Genomic DNA, 24,665 nt, shown 5'->3' with positions numbered 1-24,665 from the left:
GAGCCGTGGAGACGATCGTCCTGGTCGGTGGGGGTCTGGCCGGCGCCAAGGCGGCCGAGACCCTGCGCGCGGAGGGCTTCGACGGCCGGGTGGTGCTGGTCGCCGGAGAACCGGAGCTGCCCTACGAGCGGCCACCGCTGTCGAAGGGGTACCTGCTCGGCAGCGCGGAGCGGGAGAGCGCCCGCGTGCACGAGCCCGGCTGGTACGAGGCGAACGACGTCGAGCTCCGGACCGGCGTGGCCGCCGTCGGCCTCGACGTCGCCGCGCGCCGCGTCGAGCTGGCGACGGGGGAGGAGATGGCCTACGACCGGCTGCTGCTCGCCACCGGGGCGTCGGCCCGGCGGCTGCCCGTCCGCGGGGCCGACCTGGACGGCGTCCGGTACCTGCGGACCCTGGCCGACGCCGACCGGCTGAGGGCCGACCTCGCCGACGGCGGACGGCAGCTCGTGGTCGTGGGTGGGGGGTGGATCGGGCTGGAGGTGGCGGCGGCCGCCCGTTCCCGCGGCAACGCGGTCACCGTCGTCGAGCCGCAGCCGACGCCGCTGCACGCGGTGCTGGGGCAGCGGATGGGCGAGGTCTTCGCCCGCCTGCACCGGCAGCACGGCGTCGACCTGCTCACCGGGACGACCGTGCGGGAGATCCGGGGCGCCGGCGGCCGGGTCACCGCGGTGGTGACCGACCGGGACGTGGGGCTGCCCGCGGACCTGGTGGTCGTGGGCATCGGCGCCGTCCCGCACACGCAGCTGGCGGCGTCGGCGGGGCTCGAGGTCGACAACGGGGTGGTCACCGACCACGCCCTGCGGGCCTCCGCGCCGGGTGTGTTCGCGGCCGGCGACGTCGCGGCGTCCTTCTCCCTGCTCTACGGCCGGCACCTGCGCGTGGAGCACTGGGCCAACGCGCTGCACGGCGGGCCGGCCGCGGCGCGCTCGATGCTCGGGCAGGACGTCACGTACGACCGCGTGCCCTACTTCTTCACCGACCAGTACGACCTGGGGATGGAGTACTCCGGGCTGAGCGGACCCGGGGACACGGTCGTCTGCCGCGGCGACCCGGAGGACGGCGGTTTCATCGCCTTCTGGACGTCCGACGGTCACGTCACCGCGGCGATGAACGTCGACGTCTGGGACGTCACCGCGCCGCTGCAGGCGCTCGTCCGCAGCCGTCAGCGCGTCCCGGCCGCCGCGCTCGCCGATCCGGACGCGCCCCTGGAGTCGCTCGTCGTCTGACCGGCGACCGCGACACGGTGCCGGCTGCCGGTGTGCGGCCTGCCCCGACCGGGCAGGCTGTGCACCGACGACACGACCCGGAAACGAGCGGACCCGATCATGGCCAGCATGGACCGACAGCAGGAGTTCGTCCTGCGCACCCTGGAGGAACGCGACATCCGCTTCGTGCGGCTGTGGTTCACCGACGTCTCCGGCTACCTCAAGGCGGTCGCCGTCGCGCCGGCCGAGATCGAGGCGGCCTTCGCCGAGGGCATCGGCTTCGACGGCTCGGCGATCGAGGGCTTCGCGCGCGTCTACGAGTCGGACATGCTCGCCAAGCCCGACCCGGCCACCTTCCAGGTGATGCCGGCGTCGAAGGGCCAGGCCAGCGACACCGCCCGGATGTTCTGCGACATCACGCTGCCCGACGGGTCGCCGTCGTGGGCCGACCCGCGGCACGTGCTGCGCCGGGCGCTCGGCAAGGCCGCCGACATGGGGTTCACCTTCTACACCCACCCCGAGGTCGAGTTCTTCCTGCTCAAGGACCTCCCGACCGACGGCCGCCCGCCCGAGCCCGCCGACAACGGCGGCTACTTCGACCTGTCCACGCACAACGTGGCGCACGACTTCCGCCGCGAGGCGGTCTTCGCGCTCGAGGCGATGGGCATCTCGGTCGAGTTCAGCCACCACGAGGTCGCGCCCGGCCAGCAGGAGATCGACCTGCGCTACGCCGACGCGCTGTCGATGGCCGACAACGTGATGACGCTGCGGCACGTGGTCCGGGAGGTCGCCCTCGCCCAGGGCGTGCACGCCACGTTCATGCCCAAGCCGTTCACCGAGCTGGCCGGCTCGGCGATGCACACGCACGTGTCGCTGTTCGAGGGCGACCGCAACGCCTTCCACGACCCGGCCGACCCGATCCGGCTGTCGACCACCGGGCGCCAGTTCATCGCGGGCCTGCTCACCCACGCCCGCGAGTTCACCGCCGTCACCAACCAGACGGTCAACTCCTACCGGCGGCTGCTGGCCGGCACCGAGGCGCCGACGGCGGCCACGTGGGGCCGGGCCAACCGCTCGGCGCTGGTGCGGCTGCCCTCGTACAAGCCGAACAAGGGCCAGTCGGCGCGGGTCGAGGTCCGCTCGCCGGACTCCGCGTGCAACCCCTACCTCACCTTCGCCGTCCTGCTGGCCGCCGGTCTGCGGGGCATCGAGAAGGGCTACGAGCTGCCGCCGGAGGCCGAGGACGACGTCTGGTCGCTCACCGACACCGAGCGGCGCGCGGCCGGCTACGAGGACCTGCCGGTCTCCCTCGGCGAGGCGCTGACCGCGATGCAGGGCAGCGAGCTCGTGGCCGAGACCCTCGGCGAGCACGTGTTCGAGTTCTTCCTCCGCAACAAGTGGGAGGAGTTCAACTCCTACCGGCAGAACGTGACGCCCTTCGAGCTCAAGCGCTACCTGCCGGGGCTGTAGGGGCCGGCGCGCACCGCTCTGACGGTGTTCCTCGTGCTCCTGCGGTCCTGCAGGACCGCAGGAGCACGGAGAACACCCCCGGAGCGGTCCTGCCGGGCAGGGCGGTGAGGCGGAACTAGGCTCGGACACGTGCCGGACCGCCCCCGCCTGCTCGTCGTCGTGCCCAGCGACACCGCCCCGCCCGCCCGTCTGGGGGAGTGGCTGCGCGCCGCCGGCCTCGACCTCGACGAGCGGCACCTCGACGCCGGCGACGACGTCCCCGCCGACCTGTCCGGGTACGACGGGCTGCTGGTCACCGGCGGCCCGCAGTCCAGCCTCGACGACGACGCGGTCAGCGGCCTGGGTCCGGTGCGCGCGCTGCTCGCCCGCGCCCTGGCCGACGGCGCCCCGGCGCTGGGCGTCTGCCTCGCCGCGCAGCTGATGGCGCAGGCCGGCGGCGGCCGGGTGCGGGTCGGCGCCGACGGGCCCGAGGTCGGCGCCGCGCTGGTCGCGCGGCGCGACGCCGCCGAGACCGACCCGCTGTTCGCCGCGGTGCCGCTGAGCCCCGACGTCGTGCAGTGGCACCACGACGAGATCAGCGAGCTGCCCGCCGGCGCCACCCTGCTGGCCAGCGGCGTGCGCTACGCCCACCAGGCCTTCCGCGTCGGCCGCGCGGCCTACGGGCTGCAGTTCCACGTCGAGACGACGCCGGAGATCGTGCGGCGCTGGGCCGACAGCGACCCCGAGGGTGTCGCCTCCACCCCGTTCGACGCCGCGACCGTGGCCGAGCGCGCCGCCGCCGTGCACCCCGACCTCGAGGAGGTCTGGGCGCCGTTCGCCGCCCGCTTCGCCGACCTGGTGCGCGCGGCCCGCGGCGCCGCGGTCTGACCCGGTGACCACCGCTCGGGAGGTGCCCCGCCGCGCGGTCGTGCGGCTGGCCCGCTTCGGCTTCGAGGACGGCGAGAAGGCCGCCCTGCTGCTGTCCGACCCCGCCCTGGGGCTGTGGGACCTCGACCGCAACGAGCCGGCCGACCCCGAGGCCGCGCCGGTCGTCTCCGCGCTGGCCCGCGCCGGCGACCCCGACCTCGCCGTCCGCTCGCTGTCCCGCCTGGTCGAGGCCCTCGACGCCGCCGACCCCGACGGCGCCGCCGCCGCGGCCCTGCTCGCCCGGCTGCGCGGCTCCGCGGCGCTGCGCAGCCGGCTGCTCGCGGTGCTCGGGGCCAGCGCGGGCCTGGCCGACCACCTCGCCGCCCACCCCGGGGACTGGACGGTCCTCGACGACGAGGACCGCGGCCAGGTGCGCCCGGCCGCCTACGCGCTCGAGCGGGACATGCTGGCCGCCGTCGGCGCCGACCCCGACGACCCGCCGTGGGGCGTCCGGCTCGGGAAGGCGGCGCCCGACGCCTCCCCGCAGCGGGTCGCCGCGCTCCGGCTGGCCTACCGGCGGGCGGTGCTGAGCCTGGCGGGGCGCGACCTCGGCGAGGGCCTGTCGGCCGAGGACGTCGCCGCCGAGCTCGCCGACGTCGCCGCCGCGGTGCTCACCGCCGGGCTCGCGCTCGCCGTCGCCGAGCAACCCGACACCGCGGCGGCCTGCCGGCTGGCGGTCATCGCGCTCGGCAAGACCGGCGGCCGCGAGCTCAACTACGTCAGCGACGTCGACGTCGTGTTCGTCGCCGAGCCGGTCGACCCCAGCGACCCCGAGGCGCCGGCGCTGCAGAGCGCCACCCGGGTGGCCGCCGCGCTCATGCGGATCTGCCGCGAGGCGGCGTGGGAGGTCGACGCGGCGCTGCGCCCCGAGGGCAAGGCCGGCGCCCTGGTGCGCACGCTGGCCAACCACGCCGCCTACTACCGCCAGTGGGCGAGCACCTGGGAGTTCCAGGCGCTGCTGAAGATGCGCCCGGTGGCCGGCGACCCCGACCTCGGGCGGTCCTACGTCGACGAGCTGTTCCCGATGGTGTGGCAGGCCGGCGACCGGCCGGGCTTCGTCGCCGAGGTGCAGGCCATGCGGCGGCGGGTGGAGGACAACATCCCGCCGGGGCAGGCCGACCGGGAGCTCAAGCTGGGCCGCGGCGGCCTGCGCGACGTCGAGTTCGCCGTCCAGCTGCTGCAGCTCGTGCACGGGCGGGTCGACGTCCGGCTGCGGGTGGGCGGCACGCTCCCGGCGCTGACCGCGCTGCGGGCCGGCGGCTACGTCGGCCGCGACGACGCCGACACCCTCATCGCCTCCTACCGCTTCCTGCGCACCGTCGAGCACCGGCTGCAGCTGCTGCGGCTGCGGCGCACCCACCTGCTGCCCACCGACGAGCAGCAGCTGCGCTGGCTGGCCCGCTCGATGGGCTACAAGCCCGACGCCCGCGGCACCGCCGTCGACGTGCTGCGCGCCGAGCTGAACCTGCACACCCGCGAGGTGCGCCGGCTGCACGAGAAGCTCTTCTACCGGCCGCTGCTGTCGGCGGTGGCCAAGGTGCCGGCCGAGGCCGCGCAGCTGGGCAGCAAGGCCGCCGGCGACTGGCTGCGCGCGCTCGGGTTCGGCGACCCGCAGGGCGCGCTGCGGCACATGGGCGCGCTCACCGGCGGGGTGTCGCGGTCGGCGTCGATGCAGCGCTACCTGCTGCCGGTGGTGCTGCAGACCCTCGCCGACTGCGCCGACCCCGACGCCGGCCTGCTGGCCTACCGGCAGGTGAGCGAGGCGCTCGGCGGCAACCAGTGGTACCTGCGGCTGCTGCGCGACGAGGGCCAGGTGGCCGAGCGGCTGGCCCGGCTGCTCGGCTCCAGCCGGTACGTGGCCGCGCTGATCACCCGCACCCCCGAGGCGCTGCGCATCCTCGCCGACGACGACGAGCTCGAGCCGCGCGGCGCCGCCTCGTTGGCCGGGGCCTGGCGCGCCGCGGCCGGGCGCGCGCCCGACCCGCAGGCCGGCATCCGCGTGATCCGCGGGCTGCGCCGCCAGGAGCTGCTGCGGATCGCCTCGGCCGACCTGCTCGGCCGCCTCGACGTCGTCCGGGTCGGGCAGGCGCTCACCGACGTCGCCGTGGCCACGCTGCAGGCCGGGCTCGACGTCGCCGTCCGGGCGTGGGCGCGGGAGACCGGCACCGCCCCCGCCGACGTGCCCATGGAGCTCGCCGTCATCGGCATGGGCCGGCTCGGCGGCGGGGAGATGGGCTACGGCTCCGACGCCGACGTCCTCTTCGTCCACCGCCCGCGGGCGGGCGCCGAGGAGGGCCGGGCGACGCAGGCGGCGAACGCGGTCGCCCACACGCTGCGCCGGCTGCTCGGCGAGCCCGCGCCCGACCCCGCCTTCGAGGTCGACGCCGACCTGCGGCCCGAGGGTCGCCAGGGCGCGCTGGTCCGCAGCCTCGACGCCTTCCGCGAGTACTACGAGCGCTGGGTGTCGGTGTGGGAGGTGCAGGCGCTGCTGCGCGCGGCGCCGGTGGCCGGCAGCCCGGAGCTGGGCGCGGCGTTCATGGAGCTGGTCGACCCGCTGCGCTACCCGGAGGCGGGCCTGTCGGCCGAGCAGGTCGCCGAGATCCGCCGCATCAAGGCCCGCGTCGAGCGCGAGCGGCTGCCGCGCGGTGCCGACCCGGCCACCCACACCAAGCTCGGCCGCGGCGGCCTGGCCGACGTCGAGTGGACCGTGCAGCTCCTGCAGCTGCAGCACGCCGCCGCGGTGCCGGCGCTGCGGACGCCCTCCACCGTCGACGCGCTCACCGAGCTGCCCGCCGCCGAGCTGCTGGGCGCGGAGCAGGCCGGGGCGCTGCGCGACGCGTGGGAGCTGGCCAGCCGCGCCCGCAACGCCGTCTTCCTCGTCCGCGGGCGCCCCGGCGACCAGCTGCCGCGGCCCGGGCTGGAGCTGGCCGGCGTCGCGCGGGCCAGCGGCCACGGCGCCGACGTCGACCCCGGGCAGTTCCTCGACGACTACCGGCGCACCACCCGGCACGCCCGCGGCGTCGTCGAGCAGGTCTTCTACGGCCAGCCGGCCGGGTGACCCGCCGGGTGTGCCGGTGGCGCGCGCGGGGCACGCTGGGGGAGTGAGCTCAGCCGCCGCCGACGACCTCCCCGACGCCGACCTGCCCGCCGACCTGCCCGCCGAGGGGGCGGCGACCATCACGCCCTACCGCGACGGGCCGCTGATCGTGCGCGGGGACTTCCGGCTGGTCGACCAGGACGGCGCCGAGATCGACCCCGGCCGGAAGACGGTCGCCCTGTGCCGGTGCGGCAAGTCCGGCATCAAGCCCTTCTGCGACGGCAGCCACAAGCGCTCGGGGTTCTCCGCGCCGAGCGCGCCGAGCCGGCCCCGGCCGGCCGCGGCCATCCTGCGTCAGGCCCGCCGGCCCGACACCGACTGAGAGGGGTGCGGCGGCACGGGCCGGCCCCGTGCCCGGCCCGTGCCACCGCTGTCTGTGTTCGTGCTCAGGCGGCGTCCTGGATGGACCGCGCCATCCGGACCTGGTCCTCGAGCACGTCGGTGATCCGCGCCTGCACGGCGTCGAGCTGGCCGATCACCTCGCTGGTGGCGTGGATGCCGGCGGTGACCTGGTCACTGCTGGCCTGGATGCCGGCGATCTGGTCCGACACCCGCTGGGTGGCCGCCGCGGTCTCCCGGGCCAGGTCCTTGACCTCGCTGGCGACGACGGCGAAGCCGCGGCCGAGCTCGCCGGCCCGCGCCGCCTCGATCGTGGCGTTGAGCGCGAGCAGGTTCGTCTGGTCGGCGATGCCGGAGATGATCCGGATGACCTCGCCGATCGACGTCGAGGCCTCGGTCAGGGCGGCGACCTCGGCGGTCATCGTGGAGGCCTGGGCGACGGCGTTCTCGGCCACCTGGCCGGCGGCGTCGGCGGCCTCGCGCAGCCGGTCGACGCTGTCGAGCAGCTCGCGGGAGCGCTCGGCGTCGGCCGAGGCGCGGCGCAGGGTGTCCAGGCGCTGGCTGACCAGCTGCTGCACGTTGCGCAGCGCGTCGGCCCGCGAGTCGGACAGGTCGATGGTCTCGGTGACGAAGAAGTCCATCGTGCCGATGACCCGGCCGCCCACGGTGACCGGGAAGCAGACGCCGGACTTCACGCCGGCCCGCTGGGCGGCGGGGCGGCGCACGCAGTCGGTGACCTCGGCCAGGTCGCGGACGAACACCAGGTCGCGGCGCTGCCACGCCCGGCCCGAGAGCCCGACGCCCTCGGCGAAGCTGGCCGCGAGGGTGACCGTGCGGAACTCCTCGCCGGCCGAGCCGGACTCGGTCTGGAAGCGCAGCACGTTCTCGGTCTCGTCGAGCGCCCAGTAGGAGCCGTAGGCCCAGCCGAAGGCCGTGCGCACGGTCTCCAGCGCCGTCCGCAGGGCCGAGGCCTCGTCGGTGGCCTCGCCGACCCTCGTGACGACGGTGGTCACGGCCGCGCGGTCGTCGAGGGTCGCGCGCAGCGCCGAGGTGGCCAGCGCCGCGCGGCGGGCGTGGTTGAGCAGGCGGGTGATGGTGCGCCACTTCTCCTCGCGGACGCCGAAGAACGGCAGCGGCGTGGCGCTGTGGAACTCGAGGACGGCGGTGACGCGGCCGTCGTCGACGGCGGGGACGAAGCAGCCGTCGCGGGCCCCGGCCGACCAGGCGGTCTCCCAGCGGACGCACTGGCCGCGACCGGCCGGGGCGGTGTCCATGTGCACCGTCCGGCGCTCGCGCAGCGCGCGCCCGCCCAGGCCCGCGGCCTCGGTCAGCCGGCCGTCGCCCGGCCACGTCGCGGTCATCGCGGGCGTGAGGGGGCCGCCCTCCCAGGCGAGCCGGAACGCGCCCTCGCCGTCGGGCAGCCACACGGCGCCGTACCCGAGGCCGCAGGTCTCCCGGATCGTGCGGACGACGGCGACGTGGGCGTCGAGCACCGTGGCCACGCCCTCGTCGAGGACCTCCACGACCTTCTCGAGGGTCTCGACGTCGCGCGGCATCGCCGCGGTGTCCTGCGTCGCGGACGGGTCCTGGTCGGTGCGCCGCCACATGGTCGTCCTCCGGGGTCGGGGGACCGCGCGCTGTTCGGCGGTCCTCGCGCCCAGAGGTTCGGCAGCGGTGTCGCGGACTGCAGCCGGAACGGATCCGGCGCAGAACGCGAGACCCGATCGCGACTCAGGCCGCGAGCGCCCGCCTCCCGCGCAGGGCCGAGCGGCCGGCCTCCCACGCGCCGAGCAGGTGGTGCGCGGCCAGCCCGTCGAGGGCCAGGGAGCAGGCGGCGCCGAAGAGCACGTCCGCGGCGAGGGAGGGGTCCTCGGCCACCAGGGAGCCGCACATGTCGACCGAGGCGATCTGCTCGTGGACGGCGTCGGCCTCGACGTGCTCGTCGTAGAAGACCGTCGTCGTCGCGTCGTGGCCGAGCCGGCGCAGCCCGGCGGAGTAGCGGCGGCTGGGCTCCGAGGAGGTCATCTCCACGCAGGCGAGGTGCCCCAGCGCCGCGGCCCGCCAGCGCCGGTGCAGGCCGAACAGCGACATGGTGTTGACGGAGGTGAAGGCGACGGCCGGGGCGTCGTCCCACAGGGCGCCGTAGCCGGCGTCGAGGCCGAGGTCGCGCATCATCCCGGCGAACAGCTCGCTGTGCATGCGCTCGGGCGCACCGCCGCCGTACTCGTCGGCCTGGATCTCGACCATCGCGGCCTTGGCGCGGCCGGAGAGCCGGGGGATGGCGAAGGTGTGCGGGTCGGCCTCCTTGAGGTGGTAGACCGACCGCAGGGTCAGGTACTCGCGCCACTGCTCCGCGGTGCCGCGCTTGGCCATGAAGCTCGACAGCGACGGGCCGTCGTCGGCGGCGATCAGCGCGGTCAGCTGCTGGTCCACCGGCTCCCCGCTGACGGCGACCGGGCCGGTGAGCTCGCGCAGTGCCGCGAGGTGCCGGCGCTCCAGGTGCGCGCGCAGCGTGAGCAGGTCGGGGTCCCACTCGAGCGCGTCGTCGACGCCGTCGAACCCGCGGTAGTGCAGCTCGTAGCAGAGCGCCAGCGCCAGCTGCAGGTCGTCGTCGTGCAGCGGGTCGGGGCTGTCCGCGGCGGTGGTGCGGGCCAGGTCGACGGTGGCGGGGGAGACCGACCCGGCGGGCAGGTCGTCGCGGAGGGCGGCGGAGAGGGGGCCCCGTGGCTCGGGCAGGCGCATGGTCCGGGCCATGCCCAGCGACCGCGGGTTCGATGCACCGCGCGCGATGGAGTGCCGCACAGGCGGTCCCGTGTCGACCGATCGGTGGACGTCGCCGTTGCGCGCGTCAACCAGTGTCCAACGGGGTACGGCGCGCCGCGGTTCCCGAACTGGAGGTGCTCGATGACGAGCCTGTCGAAGCCGGCCGAAGCGCCGGGAGTGATCCGCAGCCTCATCCCGGCACGGATCGACCGGTTGCCCTGGTCGCCGTTCCACACCCGGATGGTGGCCGCGCTGGGCACGGCCTGGATCCTCGACGGGCTGGAGATCACCGTCGCCGGCGCCGTCGTCGACCGCCTGACCGAGCCCGAGACGCTCGGGCTCTCGGGGACCGAGGTCGGGCTGATCGCGACCGTCTACCTGCTCGGCGAGGTCGTCGGCGCGCTGTTCTTCGGCCGGCTGTCGGACAAGCTGGGCCGCCGCAAGCTGTTCATGATCACGCTCGCCGTCTACCTGATCGGCAGCGGCCTGACCGCCCTCACCCTCGGCAACGGGCCGGGCTGGGTGGCCTTCCTCTACGTCACCCGGTTCATCGCCGGCATGGGCATCGGCGGGGAGTACGCCGCCATCCACTCCGCCATCGACGAGCTCATCCCGGCGAAGTACCGCGGCCGGGTCGACATCATGGTGAGCGGCACCTACTGGGGCGGCGCGGTCCTCGGCACCCTGGGCACGTTCATCCTGCTCAACGCCTTCGAGCCCAGCGTGGGCTGGCGGATCGCGTTCCTCATCGGCCCGGTGCTGGGCCTGGTCATCCTCCTGGTCCGGCGGCACCTGCCGGAGAGCCCGCGCTGGCAGGTCATGCACGGCCGCGAGGAGGAGGCCGAGGGGACCATCGCCTACATCGAGCACGAGGTCGAGCACGGCGGCCGCACGCTGGAGCCGGTCGACGAGAGCCGGGCGATCGAGCTCAAGCCGACGCCGGACATCGGCTACGCGGCGCTGACCCGGGTGCTGTTCAAGGAGTACCCCGCGCGGGCGGTCTACGGCGCGACGCTGATGATCACCCAGTCGTTCCTCTACAACGCGATCTTCTTCACCTACGTGCTGGTGCTGGGCACCTACTACGACGTGGACTCCGGCGACGCGCCGCTGTTCCTCATCGCCTTCGCCGTGGGCAACCTGGCCGGGCCGTTCGTGCTCGGGCACCTGTTCGACACCGTCGGCCGCAAGAAGATGATCGCCGGCACCTACATCCTGTCCGGCGTCCTGCTGGCGGTCACCGCGGTGCTCTTCCAGGCCGACGTGCTCAACGCCTACACGCAGACCATCGCCTGGTCGGTCATCTTCTTCTTCGCCTCGGCCGGCGCCAGCTCGGCGTACCTGACCGTCAGCGAGATCTTCCCGATGGAGGTCCGGGCCAAGGCGATCGCCGTCTTCTTCGCCATCGCCCAGTGCTTCGGCGCGCTCGGGCCGGTCGTCTACGGCTCGCTGATCGGCGACGGCTCGGAGCCGATCCGGCTGTTCTGGGGTTACCTCCTCGGGGCGGCCGTGATGGTCCTCGGCGGGATCGTGGCCGCGGTGCTCGGCATCGACGCGGAGGGCAAGTCGCTCGAGGACATCGCCACGCCGTTCGCCGCGCGCCGTCCGGGTGCCCGCGCCGAGGGCGCGGCCCGGCCGCGGCTCTGACGTGCCGTTCGAGCCGGCGTCGGCGGTGCTGCGCACCGCCGGCGCCGACGGCTGGACGCTCGTCGAGCCGCTGACCTACGTGGGGGAGCGGGACCGCTTCGTCGTCCCCGCGGGCTTCGTCACCGACCTGGCCAGCGTGCCGCGGCCGGTGCTGTGGCTGGTGCCGCGGTCGGGGCGCTACACCCTGGCCGCGGTGCTGCACGACTGGCTGTGCACCGTCGGCATCCGCACCGGGGTGGTCACCTCCCGGCAGGCCGACGGCGTCTTCCGCCGGGTGATGCGGGAGGCCGGCGTGCCCGTCCTGCTGCGCTGGCTCATGTGGGCCGGCGTCCGCTGGGGCGCGCTGACCGATCCCGAGCGGCGGCCCGGCTGGGTGTTCAGCGCCCCGGGTGTCCTGGCGATCTCGGTGCTTGCCGCGCCGCTGGTGCTGCCGCCGTCGCTGCTCGTCGTCCCCGGCCTGCTGGTCTACGCGGCCGCCGAGCGGCTGGTGTCGGGGGAGTCGGGCGTGCGGCCGTGGAGCCGTCGGCCGAGCGGCTGAGGAGCCTCCCCGGCGTGCCCGGGGTGTGCCGGTCCGTCACACTCGCGTCACCGGACGCGGGTGCGATGGCCGGCGTCCCCGCCGCACGACCACCGGAGTCCTGCATGAGCCCCTCAGTCCTGCGCCGCGCGACCGTGGCCGCGGCCGTGACGACGACGATGACCGGCCTGGTCGTCGGGGCCGCCCTGGCACCCGCCGGCGCGGCCCCGAACGGCCCGAAGCCGGTCGACGTCCAGCTCCTCGCCCTCAACGACTTCCACGGCCAGCTCGAGGAGCCGACCGGCTCGGGCGGCCGCATCCAGACCGGCCCGGACCCGGACGGTAGCGGTCCGCTGCCGGCCCCGACCGTCGACGCCGGCGGCGTGGAGTTCCTGTCCACCCAGCTGCAGCAGCTGGCCGCCGAGCAGCGCAAGCACCACAGCATCACCGTCGCGGCCGGTGACCTCATCGGTGCCTCGCCGCTGCTGTCGGCCGCCTTCCACGACGAGCCCGCCATCGAGGCCCTCGGGCTGGCCGGCCTGGACTACGCCAGCGTCGGCAACCACGAGTTCGACGAGGGCGCGGCCGAGCTGCTGCGGATCCAGAACGGCGGCTGTCACCCCGTCGACGGGTGCGCCGACGGCACCCCGTACGAGGGCGCCGACTTCCAGTACCTCTCGGCCAACGCCTTCGTCACCGAGACCGGCGAGCCGCTCCTGGCGCCCTACGCGATCGACCGGGTGCAGGGCGTGCCGATCGGCTTCATCGGCATGACCCTCGAGGGCACCGAGCAGATCGTCAGCCAGCAGGGTGTCGCGGGCCTCGACTTCGCCGACGAGGTGGAGACGGCCAACCGCTACGCCGCGGAGCTGCAGGCCCAGGGCGTCGAGACCATCGTCGTCCTGCTCCACGAGGGCGGGCAGCAGGCGCAGGGCTCCTGGGACGTCAACGGGTGCACCGGGCTCACCGGGCCGATCACCGACATCGCCACCGGGATGAGCGACGCCATCGACGTCGTCGTCAGCGGCCACACCCACCAGGCCTACAACTGCGAGATCGACGGCAAGCTGGTCACGAGTGCCAGCTCCGCCGGCCGGCTGGTCACCGACATCGACCTGACGGTGGACCGGCGCTCGGGCGACGTCCTCACCGCCGCGGCGGAGAACGTCGTCGTCACCCGCGACGTGCCGCGGGACCCGGCGCAGACCTCCCTGATCCAGCGGTACCGGACGGCGCTGGGCCCGATCGCCGGCGAGGTCGTCGGCACGGTGGCCACCGACCTGACCCGGGCGCAGGAGCCGGTGGCCGACGGCGCCGAGTCGACCCTGGGCAACGTCATCGCCGACGCGCAGCTGGCCGACACCCTCGACGAGGGAGCCGTGGCGGCGTTCATGAACCCGGGCGGGGTGCGGGCCGACCTGCTGGCGGGTGAGGTGACCTACGAGGAGGCGTTCACGGTCCAGCCCTTCGCCAACAACCTGGTCACGCTCGACCTGACCGGCGCCCAGCTCAACTGCCTGCTCGAGCAGCAGTTCCAGGTGAACCGGGTCCTCTACGCCTCGGCCGGCGTGGCGTACCAGGTGTCGGCGAGCGGGACGGCGGCCGCCGCGGGCGCCGACCCGTGCACCGGCAGCAAGGTGCCGGACGCCTCGGTCACCATCGGTGGCGAGCCGGTCGTGGCGTCGGAGACCTACCGGGTCACGGTGAACAACTTCCTCGCCGGCGGCGGGGACGGGTTCACCGTGCTCAGGGACGGGACCGGCGCGGTCACGACGTCGATCGACCTCGACGCGTTCACCGCCTACCTGGGCGCGAGCTCGCCGGTGCCGGCACCGGCGCTCGACCGGATCACCGCGGTCGCCTGAGCCGAGCCGCACCCCCGCACGTCGGCGGCGGCCCTCTCCGGGGGGCCGCCGCCGACGCGCGTCCGGAGGCGGTCTGCGCGAGGCTCGCGGGCATGACCGATGCCTCCGGCCCGCCGTTCCGCGCCGACCACGTCGGCAGCCTGCTGCGTCCCGCGTCGCTGCTCGAGGCCCGCGCCCGCCACGCCGCCGGGGAGATCGACGACGCCGAGCTGCGCGGTGCCGAGGACGAGGCGATCGCCGACGTCGTCCGGCTGCAGGGTGACATCGGGCTGCGCACCGCCACCGACGGCGAGTTCCGCCGGGCCTCGTGGCACATGGACTTCATCTACGCCATCGACGGCATCAGCCGGGTGACCGGCGAGGACATCGTCGTCCACTTCCGGAACGCCGACGGGACGCTGGACTACACCCCGGCCGGGTTGCACGTCGACGGTCCCCTGGGCATCCCGGAGCCGATCTTCGGCCGCGACCTCGCCCACCTGCAGGGCCTGGTCACCGATCGGCAGACGGCGAAGCTCACGATCCCCTCGCCGTCGATGGTCCACTACCGCGGTGGCGCGGCGGCGATCGACCCGGCCGTCTACCCCGACGAGGACGCGTTCTGGAACGCGCTGTCGGCCGCCTACGCCTCGCAGGTGCAGGGCATCGCCGCGCAGGGCTGCCGCTACCTGCAGCTCGACGACACCAGCCTGGCCTACCTCAACGACCCCGCCCAGCGGGCCGAGCTCGCCGCCCAGGGCCGCGACGCCGAGCACCAGCACGAGCGCTACATCCGGCAGATCAACGCCGCGCTGGCCGGCCGTCCCGAGGGGCTGACCGTGACCACGCACCTGTGCCGCGGCAACTTCCGCTCGTCGTGGGTCGCGGAGGGCGGCTACGACTTCGTCGCCGAGGCGCTGTTCGGCGGCCTGGAGGTCGACGGGTTCTTCCTCGAGTACGACGACGCCCGCTCCGGTGGGTTCGAGCCGCTGCGCTTCGTGCCGCCGGGCAAGCGGGTCGTGCTGGGCCTGGTGACGACGAAGCGGCCGGGGCTGGAGAGCAGGGACGACCTCAAGCGCCGCATCGAGGAGGCGGCGCGGCACGTCCCGCTCGAGCAGCTGGCGATCTCGCCGCAGTGCGGGTTCTCCTCGACCGTGGAGGGCAACGCGCTGACCCGCGACGAGCAGGTGGCCAAGCTGGCGCTCGTCGTCGAGGTCGCCCAGGAGGTGTGGGGCTATGCCTGAGTCGTGGCCTGAGTCGTGGCCTGAGTCCCGGCCAGGGCCGGCACCGGGTCACTGCCGCCCGCTCCGGGGCGGCAGCGGCGCAGCCGGGCGAGGGTCAGCCGCAGCCCGCGCAGGGCGCCGTGCGTCCGCAGCGCCTCGAGACCGTAGGTCGAGCAGGTCGGGGTGAACGGGCAGCACGGCGGCCGGGTGGGGCTGACGCGCTCGCGGTAGGCGACGACGAGCCGGACCGCCCCGCGCGCCGCCCACGGGGTGCCGGCCGGGGCCGGGGTCGCGAACGCCGCGGGCAGGGCCAGCCACAGCAGGGAGAACAGGCTGATGGCGTCGCAGCCGCTCTCGCAGCCGTCGCAGGAGCTGTCGGCGCTGCTCGCGCCCTTCCGCTTGGAGCGCTGGCGTCGTCGGGTGCACCCGGGGCGGCTGGTCACGGCGGGGGATCGTGCAGGTCGGCGCGTTCCGGGGGAAGGGCCTGCCGCGCGGGTCGGGCACGCAACGTCTCGTCCCTCCCGTCACAGGGGTCGGCGGGCGCCCCAGGAGGGCTCCACCCCGGCCGCCGGGGTGCCGACTCTGAGGGCACGTCCCGAGCTCATCGGGCCCGTCCGAGAGGAGACGTCATGTCCGTGCCGTCGTCCCCCGACCGCCGCTCCCGCCGTCTGACCGAGCTGCGCGCCGGCATGTCCGTCCTGACCAGCGCCGCCGCCGACCTCGGCGTCGGCAGCCAGACCGACGTCCGGGTGCTGCCCGACGGCCGGCTCTGGCTCGACGAGCTCGACATGGCCGTCTCCGCGGCCGACGTCTACCAGGCCGCCCGCGGGCTGGTCGCCGCCCAGCTCGACGCCATCGCGCAGGTCACCGGCCGGCCGGTGGAGGACCACGCGCTGGCCTGGCTGGTCACCCTGCAGACCAACGAGGTCATGGTCGGCCTCCAGGACGCCGCGGCCGCGGACCACGCGGTGGACGAGGCCGTCGACGACGCGGTCGACGACGCGGTCGACGACGCCGCCTGACACCCGGGACCTCCGACCCCGTGTGCGGGGCGGCTCCGGCGCCTAGCCTGCGACCCACGGGACGCCACCGGGCGGGCCGGTGGCCGGGCGCCGCTGCGGCGGGGGACGGAAGGCGACCGGTGGAGACCGACCGGAGGCCCCGCACGACGACCGTCTTCCTGCTCGACGACCACGAGGTCGTGCGGCGGGGCGTGGCCGCCGTCCTCGGGGCCGCCCCGGACCTGACCGTCGTGGGCGAGGCCGGTACCGCGGCGGAGGCGCTGGCGCGGGTCCCGGCGCTGCGGCCCGACGTCGCCGTCATCGACGTCCGGCTGCCCGACGGGGACGGCATCACCATCGGCCGTGAGCTGCGCTCGCGCGTGCCCGGCCTCGCGCTGGTCGTGCTGACCAGCTACAGCGACGACGAGGCGATGGTCGACGCGATCCTCGCCGGCGCGTCGGGCTACCTGCTCAAGCAGGTGCTCGGCCGGGACCTCGTCGAGGGCGTGCGCACGGTCGCCGCCGGCGGGTCGCTGCTGGACCCGGCGGCGACGGCGGCGGTCTTCGCCCGCCTGCGCCGGACGGTCGAGCCGACCGGACCGGTGACCCGGCTGTCCGCGCAGGAGCGCACGGTCCTGCAGCTGATCGGGGAGGGCCTGACCAACCGGCAGATCGGCCAGCGGATGTTCCTCGCCGAGAAGACCGTGAAGAACCACGTCTCGCACCTGCTGGCCAAGCTCGGGCTCGAGCGGCGGACCCAGGCGGCCGTGCTCGCGACCGAGATCCGCACGGGCGTCCAGTCGCCCTGAGGCCGGCGCTCAGCCGAGCGGCGCCCACCAGCGCAGGCAGGTGCCGCCACCGGGCCGGCGGGCGACGGTGAGCCCGCCCCCGCGCCGCTGCGCGCGCTCGGCCAGGTCGCGCAGCCCGCTGCGCGCGGCGCGGGGGTCGATGCCGCGGCCGTCGTCGACCACCTCGAGCACCACCTCGCCGGTGACGTCGAGGGTGACGGTGACCTGCCGACCCCCGGAGTGGCGGACGCAGTTGCTCACCGCCTCGCGCGCGACCGCCTCGACGTCGGCGGCCAGCGACCCGGTGACCAGGTCGTCGACGACCCCGGACACCCGCACGGTCGACGACAGCGAGCCGGCCGTCGCCGTGACGACGTCGAGCAGCCGGCGGCGCAGGCCCGCGCCCGCGGCGTCGCGGGTGTGCAGGTCGAAGATCGTCGTCCGCAGGTCGTGCACCGTCCCGTCCAGCTGCTCGACGACCTCGGCGATGCGGCGGCGGGCCGCCGGGTCGGCCACCCGCGGCAGCACCGCCTGCAGGGACAGGCACGCGGCATAGACCTGCTGCACGACGTGGTCGTGCAGGTCCCGCGCGATGCGGTCGCGGTCGGCGGAGACGGCGAGCTCCTCCGGGGAGGGCTCGGGGTCGCCGGGGAGGAGGGCCGGGCCGGGGGAGGGAGCCGTGCTGAGCAGGGCGTCCAGGAGGTCGGCGACCCGCTCCTGGCTGCGGTGGACGTCGGCGAGGCGCTCGCGCACCTCGTCCAGTACGACGTCGTCGCCGCTGCGCGGAGCCGGCACGATGCGCGACACGGTCACGGCCGCCTCCTCTCGGTCAGCCCTGCTGCCCCCAGCGTGACACCCGACCGGGCGGGCGGGAACCCACCGTCGGCGCGCCGTCTTCCCGGATGCGGCCGGGGCGGAGGTCCCGGTGGGCCCGGGTCGTTGGTCGGTGTCCCGCGGACGCGGGCGCGAGCAGCGTCGGGGAGGTCCGCCGGCGACCCGGGACGACCCGGTCGCGGGCCCTGTGCGGCGGGGAGGGGGAGCCCCGTGACCGAGATCCGGACGTCCCACCCGGTGCGGGTGGACGGCGTGCTCGACGCCCCGCTCTCCCGCTGGCTGTGGCTGCTCAAGTGGCTGCTGCTGGTGCCGCACGTCGTCGTGCTGGCGTTCCTGTGGCTGGCCTGGCTGCTCGTGACCGTCGCGGCGTTCTTCGCCGTCCTCGTCACCGGCCGGTACCCGCGGTCGCTGTTCGACTTCTCCGTCGGGGTGCTGCGCTGGACCTGGCGCGTGCAGTACTACGGCTACAGCGCGCTGGGCACCGACCGGTACCCGCCGTTCACGCTCGCGGAGGTCCCGGGCTACCCGGCCTCCTTCCACGTCACCTACCCGGAGCGGATGTCGCGGGGCCTGGTCCTGGTCAAGTGGCTGCTCGCGCTGCCGCACTACCTCGTCGTCGCGCTGTTCGTCGGCGGTGGCGTCTGGGCGTGGAGCACCGACTGGGCCGGTGACGGCTGGGACGACGGCTGGGCGTTCGGCGGGCTGGTCCCCCTGCTCGTCGTCGTGTCGGCCCTGGTGCTGCTGTTCACCGGGCGCTATCCCGAGCCGCTGTTCGACCTCGTCCTGGGGATGGACCGCTGGGTCCTGCGCGTGGCCGCGTACGTCGGCCTGCTCACCGACGTCTACCCGCCGTTCCGGCTCGACCTCGGCGGCACCGACCCCGGCTCGGGGCCGGCGGTGCCCGCGACCGCCCCGGCGGTGCTCACCGCGACGTCGGCGGGGCCGGCGGCGGCACCGCCGAGCCCGTACCCGGTGCCCGGACGGTGGACGGCCGGTCGCGTGACCGCCGTCGTCGTGGGCGCAGCGCTGCTGGCCGTGTCCACGGGGCCGCTGGTGGCCGGCGGGGCGCTGCTGTGGGCCGACACCACCCAGCGCGAGGACGGCCTGCTGTGGTCGGCCGACGCCGAGGTCAGCAGCGACCGGTACGCCGTCACCACCGGGGACCTGGCCCTGGGCGGGGAGGGGCTGGACTGGGTCGTCGACGACCTGCTGGGCACCGTCCGGCTGCAGGCCACCCCGGTCCGTCCGGACGACGAGCTGTTCGTCGGCGTCGGCCGCACCGCCGACGTGGCCAGCTACCTCGACGGCGTCGGGCACTCCGTGCTGGACGAGATCGGTGGCGACGGCGTCCCCTCCGACACCGTCACCACCCGCGACGTCCCCGGCGAGGCCCCGGCCGCGGCACCCGGCGAGGCGGGCATCTGGGTGGCCTCGGCCGCCGGTGCCGGCACCCGGGAGCTGGACTGGCGCCCGGCCGACGGCGACTGGACGCTCGTCCTCATGCGGGCCGACGGCGGGGCCGGCGTCGCCGCGGAGGTCGCGGTGGCGGCACCGGTGCCGGGCCTGACCTGGATCGCGGTCGTGCTGCTGCTCGCCGGCGTGGTGCTGGCCGCCGGGGGCACGGCGCTGGTGGTCCTGGGCGTCCACCGGGCCGCCACCACCCCGCCCCCGACGGACGGGGTCCGGATCCCCGAGCCGCGCCCGGCGCCCAGCGACGGCACCCGGGTGCGGCCCTGAGACGGGCCGTGCAGTGCCCGGGGGCCGGGCACCGCACGCCGGCCGCCGGGTGAGAACGGGCACACCCGGGATGCACCGGCGCCGCGGCCGCATTGACCTGCTCCGTGGAGAACGTCTGGGGGCTCACGCGGCGCCGTGAGCTGGACTTCGGCCGGGTGACGACCGCCGGCTGACGACGCCGCACGCCGTCGTCCCCCTCCTCCAGCACCCCCGGAAGGCACCTCCTCTCGTGTTCGCCCGTCTCCGCCGCGTCCCGTTCGCGGCGCAGGTCCTCCTCGCCCTCGTCGTGGGCGTCGCGCTCGGCCTCGTGGCCCGCGACCTCGGTCCCGTCGCCGACGGCACGCCGAACTGGCTCACCAGCACCCTGCAGACCATCGGCAGCACCTTCGTCACGCTGCTGAAGGTCCTGGTCCCGCCGCTGATCGTCACCGCGGTGATCGTCAGCATCGCCAACCTCAAGCAGGTCTCCAACGCCGCCCGGCTGGCCGGGCAGACCCTGCTGTGGTTCGCGATCACCGCGCTGATCGCGGTCTCCATCGGCATCGGCCTGGGCCTGCTCACCCAGCCCGGGCGCAACAGCTCCGTCGACGCCGCCGCCCAGCAGTTGCCCGAGTCCACCGGCTCCTGGTGGGACTTCCTCACCGGCCTGGTCCCGCAGAACGTCCTGGGCCTGCAGGGCTCGCCCGACGGCTCCCTGTCGTTCAACGTCCTGCAGCTCATCGTGCTCTCGGTCGCGATCGGCGTCGCCGTGCTCAAGGTCGGCGAGCCGGCCGAGCCGTTCCTCGGCCTGGTCCGCTCCGCGCTGGCCGTCGTCCAGAAGGTGCTGTGGTGGGTCATCCTCCTGGCCCCGCTGGGCACCGTCGGCCTGATCGGCAACGCCGTGGCCACCTACGGCTGGGACTCCCTCGGCTCGCTGGGCGTCTTCGCCGGCTCGGTCTACGCCGGCCTCGCGCTGGTGCTCTTCGTCGTCTACCCGGTGCTGCTGCGCCTGCACGGCCTCTCGCCGCTGCGGTGGTTCGCCGGTGCGTGGCCGGCCATCCAGCTGGCCTTCGTGTCGCGCTCCTCGATCGGCACCCTGCCGGTGACCGAGCGGGTCACCGAGCAGAGCCTCGGCGTGCCGCGGTCCTACGCCTCCTTCGCCGTCCCGCTGGGGGCGACGACGAAGATGGACGGCTGCGCGGCGATCTACCCGGCGCTCGCGGCGATCTTCGTGGCGCAGTTCTTCGACGTGTCGCTGTCGGTCACCGACTACCTGCTCATCGCGCTGGTCTCCGTGGTCGGCTCGGCCGCCACTGCCGGCGTGACCGGCGCGGTGGTCATGCTGACGCTCACGCTGTCCACCCTGGGCCTGCCCCTGGCCGGCGTCGGCCTGCTGCTGGCGATCGACCCGATCCTCGACATGGGCCGCACCGCGGTGAACGTGGCCGGCCAGGCGCTGGTCCCGACGATCGTCGCCAAGCGCGAGGGCATCCTCGACCTCGAGCGGTTCCGCTCGGGCCGCGCGTCGGCTCCCGTCGCCCCCGAGACCGGCGGGATCGACGCCGACCTGCGGCAGCCCGCGGCCGTCTGACACTGGCTGGTCCCGCACCGGGCCGGCGGCCTCCCTGCGGAGGTCGCCGGCCCGGTGCCGGTTGCGCGCCCTCCCCGCGGCCGGGACCGTGGCGCGCGTGCGCGATCTCGTCTACTACATCGGGGTCTCGATCGACGGGGTCATCGCCGGTCCCGACGACGAGGTGGACTTCTACGTCCTGGGCGAGCCGTTCACGCAGTGGATGGCGGCCGAGTACGCCGACGCCCTGCCCACCCACGTGCGCCGCGCGATGGGGATCGACGGCACGCCCAACCGGCGCTTCGACACGATCGTCATGGGACGGCGAACCTACGACCCGGCCCTGGCCGCCGGGATCGTCAGCCCCTACTCCCACCTGCGGCAGGTCGTGGTCTCGCGGACCCTGGAGTCGCCCGGCCCCGAGGTCACCGTCGTCCGGGACGACCCGCTGGCGGCCGTGCGCGCCCTCAAGGCCGAGGACGGGCTCGACGTCTACCTCGCCGGCGGCGGGCACCTGGCCGGACAGCTGCTGGGTGAGATCGACCGGCTGGTGGTCAAGCAGTACCCGGTCGTCGCCGGTGCCGGCCGCCGCGCCTTCGGGGCGCAGTTCGCGCCGATCGGCTTCGTCCTGGACGACGTCCGGACCTTCCCGGGCGGTCCCGCGGTGCTGACCTACTCCCGCGCGCGCTGACCGTCCCGTGTCAGCCCGGGGCTCCGACGTCGGCTGGGCCGCGGGACTGACGCTGCTGCTCGCGGCGTGGAACGACCTGCTGGTGCCGCGGCTGCCCCGGCGCGCGTACGCGCCCGCGAACGCCACGGCCGCCGTGGCGCTGCTGGCGGCCGCCCGCGCCCGCGGGACGTCGTGGTCCGAGCTCGGCCTGGACCCGCGGCGGCTGGCCTCCGGCGCCCGGTACGGCGGGACCTGCGCCGCGGTGGTCGGCGCCGGGTACGCGGCGGCGCTCGCCCTGCCCGCGCTGCGGCCGCTGCTCGCCGACGCGCGGGTCACCGGGCTGGGCCGGCGGGAACTGGCGGAGCGGGTGCTGGTGCGGATCCCGGTCGGGACCGTGCTGTGGGAGGAGGTCGCCTTCCGCGGGGTCCTGCCGCCGGCGCTGCACCGCGTGCTGCCCCGGCGGGCGGCGGACGCCGCGGCCGCGGCGCTGTTCGGGCTGTGGCACGTCGCGCCGACGCTCGAGGGCCTCGCGCTCAACGGCGTCGGGACGGGTCCGGCGCGCCGGGCCGGGCTGGTCGCCGCCTGCCTCGGCACCGCCGCGGTCGACGTCCTGTTCACCGGGCTGCGCCGGCGCAGCGGCAGCCTGCTGGCGCCGGCGCTGGTCCACCTGGCCGCCAACGACCTCGGGACCGTCGCCGCGGCGGCCGCCGGCCGCCGTGATCGTGAGTAGGCTGCCCGACCTGACCGGACGGGGGACCCGAGCGCACGCTGAGGGGACAGATGGACTGGGACGCGTACGCGCAGACCTACCGGCAACTCGACGACGAGGCGACCGTGCCGCACCTGCTGCGGCGGGTGCTGGACGGGTCCGGCGGCTCGCTGATCGACGTCGGGTGCGGCGAGGGCGCGCTGCTGGACCGGCTCCGCAGCGGCTACGGGGACTCCTGGACGGTGACCGGCTACGAGGTGTCGAACCTGCGTGCGGAACTGGCCCGCAGCCACGGCCACACCGTGCTCACCTCGCCCGACGGCGTCGTGCCGGTCGAGGACGGCACCTTCGACGTCGCGACCGCGAGCCACGTGATCGAGCACGTCCCCGACGACTCCGTCTTCGCCCGGGAACTGCTCCGCATCACCCGGCCCGGCGGGTACGTCTACGTCGAGACGCCGGTGAAGCTGCCCGGCGCCTGGTACTTCCGGCGCAACCCGCAGGCCGGCTGGGTCCTCGACAAGACCCACGTCCGGGAGTACCGCTCGGCCGCGGCCGTCGACGAGGTGCTGGTCGGTGCCGGGCTCACCGTCGTCGCGGAGGACCTCACGCCGCTGTCCTATCCGCTGGCCGCGGCGGGCCTGCTGATCCGGCGGGTGCTCCGCCTGCCCCAGTCCACGAAGCGGCCCTCGGGGCTGGCTGCCCGGACGGTGAGCATCCCGCGCTACCGGCAGCAGGCGGTGCTGACCCGGCGGCCGGACGGGGCCGCCGGCTGACCGCTCACCCGTGCGGGGCGTCGGAGTCCAGGGACAGTTCCTCCAGCGGGAGCTCCCGCGCCACCACGCGGGCGGCGACCTCGTCGAGGTCCACCCCCTCGCCGTAGGCGTGTGCCCGCAGCAGCTCCAGGGCGTCCGCGCTGCTGATCCCGAGGCCGGCGTTGACGAACCCCATCGCCTGCCACACCAGCGACCGGCGCCCGGCCGACGGCGCGTCCAGCCACGCCGGCCCGTCCGCCTGCGGCGAGGCCCTGCGGTTGGTCGCCCGGAACACCCCCGCGACCTCGGCGACGACGTCCAGGGCGTCGGCCAGGCTGACCGCGCGGACGTCGCCGGGCTCGGCCAGGTAGAGGTCGAGGGCACCGAACCCGCGGAACTCGTCCTCCATCGGCAGCGAGATGACACCGCGGATCGCGGTCCGTGCGCTGAGCTCCTCGTAGAACGCCGGCCAGCGCAGCCGGATGGTGGCCTCGTCCGCGGTGACCGGCCGTCCCGTCGCGTGGGCGGACAGGCACGGCCCCTCGCCGACGGTGAACTGCAGCCGCTCGGCCACCGCCGCGTCGTCGTCGCTGGCCCCGAGCGGCAGCCGCCGGCCGGAGGTGAAGAACAGGCTCAGGCCGGCGCCGTCGACGGGCAGCACCTGCGCCGCGGTGCGCGCCAGCCGCTCGGGGACGAGCTCAGGACCGGGCAGCTCGACCGCCGAGGCGGCCAGTGCGACGGAGAAGCGCTCCAGGATGCTCACGGCGGACTCCAGCGAGGACCGGGCCCGGCAGTCCTCTCCGGGCAGCCGGGAGGGTGTTCCCCCGCGAGTCCGCCGGCAATCGCATCCTCCGTGGTCCGACGCGCCCGGACCTGCTGAGAGCCGATGGAGAGCGGGCCCGCGCAGCGACGTCCGTGAGGGCGGCAGGCGTCGGTACGGAGCCGGCCGAGGGCGCCCGCTCTCCCTTCGACAGCTCGCGCCGAACCCGTCCACGCTCACTGCGGTCACAGCTCTGGACAACAGCGAGCACGGGGGCGAGCGTGAGCCGACGCGATGCCTCGACTTCTCATCCGAGACCTGGAATCCGCGAGGAGTGGCGCCCGTGAGTCCCTCAGAGGCCGCGATGCTGCGAGCACGCGAACTGGCTGTGCATGCACACCACGGCCAGGTCGACGAGGCAGGACTCGACTACTTCAGGGCACACGTCGCCGACGTCGCTCGGCGCGTGGGCGACGACCCGGTGCTGCGGACCGTCGCCTACCTGCACGACGTCGTCGAGGACACCGCCGTGTCGCTGGAGGAGCTCGCCGCACGTCACTTCAGCGAGCAGGTGCTGGCCGCTGTCGATGCCCTCACGTTCCGGCCGCACGAGGCTCGGGTGACCTACTACGCGCGGGTTCGTGCCGATCCGGTGGCTCTCGCGGTCGAGCTCGCCGACATCGCCTCCAACACCGACCCGGACCGCATGGCGCTCCTCGATCACGAGACCAGGACGCGCCTCCGTCGTAGATACATTGCCGCCTTGCCTGCACTGCTGCAGCACGCCGGCCCGAGGTGACCCGCGCCCCGCGTGCACGAACACAGGCGCCGCCCCTCCCGCTCCACCTGTC

General features: G+C 75.2%; 22 protein-coding genes. 17 read left to right on the top strand and 5 right to left on the bottom strand.

All coding sequences use genetic code 11. From position 1 onward, the window contains the following. Positions 1-5: 5 nt before the first annotated feature. From FN207_RS10705 to FN207_RS10685, 5 genes are all read left to right on the top strand, one after another. On the top strand, positions 6-1,226 hold the full coding sequence (locus FN207_RS10705; RefSeq protein ID WP_142458460.1) for an NAD(P)/FAD-dependent oxidoreductase: 1,221 nt from the start codon (positions 6-8) through the stop codon (positions 1,224-1,226). Between the two features lie 108 nt (positions 1,227-1,334). After that, entirely contained in the window at positions 1,335-2,675 is a 1,341-nt protein-coding gene (gene glnA, locus FN207_RS10700; RefSeq protein WP_142458459.1) for a type I glutamate--ammonia ligase, read from the top strand. 129 nt (positions 2,676-2,804) lie between these two features. Further along, positions 2,805-3,542 carry a type 1 glutamine amidotransferase gene (locus FN207_RS10695; RefSeq protein WP_142458458.1) on the top strand — a complete coding sequence of 246 codons (738 nt, stop codon included), beginning with the start codon at positions 2,805-2,807 and terminating at the stop codon, positions 3,540-3,542. Positions 3,543-3,546: 4 nt separating this feature from the next. Beyond that, positions 3,547-6,639: a bifunctional [glutamine synthetase] adenylyltransferase/[glutamine synthetase]-adenylyl-L-tyrosine phosphorylase gene (locus tag FN207_RS10690; RefSeq protein ID WP_142458457.1), complete on the top strand. Its 3,093-nt coding sequence runs from the start codon at positions 3,547-3,549 to the stop codon at positions 6,637-6,639. Between the two features lie 43 nt (positions 6,640-6,682). Then, the gene (locus FN207_RS10685; RefSeq protein ID WP_221888134.1) at positions 6,683-7,000 is read left to right on the top strand and encodes a CDGSH iron-sulfur domain-containing protein; all 318 of its coding nucleotides are present in this window, start codon (positions 6,683-6,685) and stop codon (positions 6,998-7,000) included. 64 nt (positions 7,001-7,064) lie between these two features. Here FN207_RS10685 and FN207_RS10680 read toward each other — a convergent pair whose 3' ends face one another. Further along, the gene (locus FN207_RS10680) at positions 7,065-8,624 is read right to left on the bottom strand and encodes a methyl-accepting chemotaxis protein (RefSeq protein ID WP_142458456.1); all 1,560 of its coding nucleotides are present in this window, start codon (positions 8,622-8,624) and stop codon (positions 7,065-7,067) included. 124 nt (positions 8,625-8,748) lie between these two features. After that, on the bottom strand, positions 8,749-9,771 hold the full coding sequence (locus tag FN207_RS10675; RefSeq protein WP_246065975.1) for an iron-containing redox enzyme family protein: 1,023 nt from the start codon (positions 9,769-9,771) through the stop codon (positions 8,749-8,751). A 150-nt stretch (positions 9,772-9,921) separates the two neighbouring features. Here FN207_RS10675 and FN207_RS10670 point away from each other — a divergent pair, with 150 nt between their 5' ends. From FN207_RS10670 to FN207_RS10655, 4 genes are all read left to right on the top strand, one after another. Continuing rightward, a complete protein-coding gene (locus FN207_RS10670; RefSeq protein WP_142458455.1) occupies positions 9,922-11,427 on the top strand; it encodes an MFS transporter in 1,506 nt (501 codons plus the stop codon). Between the two features lies 1 nt (position 11,428). Beyond that, positions 11,429-11,965, top strand: coding sequence for a DUF1353 domain-containing protein (locus tag FN207_RS10665; protein ID WP_142458454.1), 537 nt, complete (start codon positions 11,429-11,431; stop codon positions 11,963-11,965). Between the two features lie 104 nt (positions 11,966-12,069). After that, positions 12,070-13,809, top strand: coding sequence for a bifunctional metallophosphatase/5'-nucleotidase (locus FN207_RS10660; RefSeq protein WP_142458453.1), 1,740 nt, complete (start codon positions 12,070-12,072; stop codon positions 13,807-13,809). Positions 13,810-13,901: 92 nt separating this feature from the next. Next, a complete protein-coding gene (locus tag FN207_RS10655) occupies positions 13,902-15,032 on the top strand; it encodes a 5-methyltetrahydropteroyltriglutamate--homocysteine S-methyltransferase (protein ID WP_142458452.1) in 1,131 nt (376 codons plus the stop codon). Here the strand turns inward: FN207_RS10655 and yidD are convergent. Continuing rightward, positions 15,023-15,454 carry a membrane protein insertion efficiency factor YidD gene (gene yidD / locus FN207_RS10650; protein WP_221888133.1) on the bottom strand — a complete coding sequence of 144 codons (432 nt, stop codon included), beginning with the start codon at positions 15,452-15,454 and terminating at the stop codon, positions 15,023-15,025. The genes FN207_RS10655 and yidD overlap by 10 nt on opposite strands. Before the next feature lie 186 nt (positions 15,455-15,640). Between yidD and FN207_RS10640 the strand changes: the two genes are divergently transcribed. Then, positions 15,641-16,033 (top strand): hypothetical protein, encoded by a 393-nt coding sequence (locus FN207_RS10640; protein WP_246065974.1) that lies wholly within the window; start codon positions 15,641-15,643, stop codon positions 16,031-16,033. 119 nt (positions 16,034-16,152) lie between these two features. Next, positions 16,153-16,821 (top strand): response regulator, encoded by a 669-nt coding sequence (locus FN207_RS10630; protein ID WP_142458451.1) that lies wholly within the window; start codon positions 16,153-16,155, stop codon positions 16,819-16,821. 9 nt (positions 16,822-16,830) lie between these two features. Here FN207_RS10630 and FN207_RS10625 read toward each other — a convergent pair whose 3' ends face one another. Next, complete coding sequence (locus FN207_RS10625) at positions 16,831-17,613, bottom strand: sensor histidine kinase (RefSeq protein ID WP_185938277.1); 783 nt, start codon at positions 17,611-17,613, stop codon at positions 16,831-16,833. Positions 17,614-17,844: 231 nt separating this feature from the next. Here FN207_RS10625 and FN207_RS10620 point away from each other — a divergent pair, with 231 nt between their 5' ends. From FN207_RS10620 to FN207_RS10600, 5 genes are all read left to right on the top strand, one after another. Continuing rightward, on the top strand, positions 17,845-19,371 hold the full coding sequence (locus FN207_RS10620) for a DUF4389 domain-containing protein (protein WP_142458449.1): 1,527 nt from the start codon (positions 17,845-17,847) through the stop codon (positions 19,369-19,371). Positions 19,372-19,600: 229 nt separating this feature from the next. After that, positions 19,601-20,941 carry a dicarboxylate/amino acid:cation symporter gene (locus tag FN207_RS10615; RefSeq protein ID WP_246065973.1) on the top strand — a complete coding sequence of 447 codons (1,341 nt, stop codon included), beginning with the start codon at positions 19,601-19,603 and terminating at the stop codon, positions 20,939-20,941. A gap of 97 nt (positions 20,942-21,038) precedes the next feature. Beyond that, positions 21,039-21,611: a dihydrofolate reductase family protein gene (locus FN207_RS10610; protein WP_142458448.1), complete on the top strand. Its 573-nt coding sequence runs from the start codon at positions 21,039-21,041 to the stop codon at positions 21,609-21,611. Between the two features lie 7 nt (positions 21,612-21,618). Further along, entirely contained in the window at positions 21,619-22,320 is a 702-nt protein-coding gene (locus FN207_RS10605) for a CPBP family intramembrane glutamic endopeptidase (protein ID WP_246065972.1), read from the top strand. 50 nt (positions 22,321-22,370) lie between these two features. Further along, on the top strand, positions 22,371-23,075 hold the full coding sequence (locus FN207_RS10600) for a class I SAM-dependent methyltransferase (RefSeq protein WP_142458447.1): 705 nt from the start codon (positions 22,371-22,373) through the stop codon (positions 23,073-23,075). 4 nt (positions 23,076-23,079) lie between these two features. Here FN207_RS10600 and FN207_RS10595 read toward each other — a convergent pair whose 3' ends face one another. Next, positions 23,080-23,817 (bottom strand): ANTAR domain-containing protein, encoded by a 738-nt coding sequence (locus tag FN207_RS10595; protein ID WP_246065971.1) that lies wholly within the window; start codon positions 23,815-23,817, stop codon positions 23,080-23,082. A gap of 340 nt (positions 23,818-24,157) precedes the next feature. On the opposite strand from FN207_RS10595, the gene FN207_RS10590 reads away from it, so the two are divergent. Next, positions 24,158-24,613: a hypothetical protein gene (locus FN207_RS10590; protein WP_246065970.1), complete on the top strand. Its 456-nt coding sequence runs from the start codon at positions 24,158-24,160 to the stop codon at positions 24,611-24,613. Positions 24,614-24,665 lie beyond the last annotated feature (52 nt).

The sequence above is a fragment of the Geodermatophilus aquaeductus genome, from assembly GCF_900182545.1.
Lineage (GTDB): Bacteria > Actinomycetota > Actinomycetes > Mycobacteriales > Geodermatophilaceae > Geodermatophilus > Geodermatophilus aquaeductus.
This window is presented reverse-complemented; position numbering and strand designations above follow the sequence as displayed.

Coding starts and splice junctions, on each gene's coding strand:
- FN207_RS10660 (WP_142458453.1), top strand. CDS start 12,070: ATGAGCCCCTCAGTCCTGCGCCGCGCGACCGTGGCCGCGGCCGTGACG.
- FN207_RS10600 (WP_142458447.1), top strand. CDS start 22,371: ATGGACTGGGACGCGTACGCGCAGACCTACCGGCAACTCGACGACGAG.
- FN207_RS10655 (WP_142458452.1), top strand. CDS start 13,902: ATGACCGATGCCTCCGGCCCGCCGTTCCGCGCCGACCACGTCGGCAGC.
- FN207_RS10640 (WP_246065974.1), top strand. CDS start 15,641: ATGTCCGTGCCGTCGTCCCCCGACCGCCGCTCCCGCCGTCTGACCGAG.
- FN207_RS10675 (WP_246065975.1), bottom strand. CDS start 9,771: ATGGCCCGGACCATGCGCCTGCCCGAGCCACGGGGCCCCCTCTCCGCC.
- FN207_RS10680 (WP_142458456.1), bottom strand. CDS start 8,624: ATGTGGCGGCGCACCGACCAGGACCCGTCCGCGACGCAGGACACCGCG.
- FN207_RS10670 (WP_142458455.1), top strand. CDS start 9,922: ATGACGAGCCTGTCGAAGCCGGCCGAAGCGCCGGGAGTGATCCGCAGC.
- glnA (WP_142458459.1), top strand. CDS start 1,335: ATGGACCGACAGCAGGAGTTCGTCCTGCGCACCCTGGAGGAACGCGAC.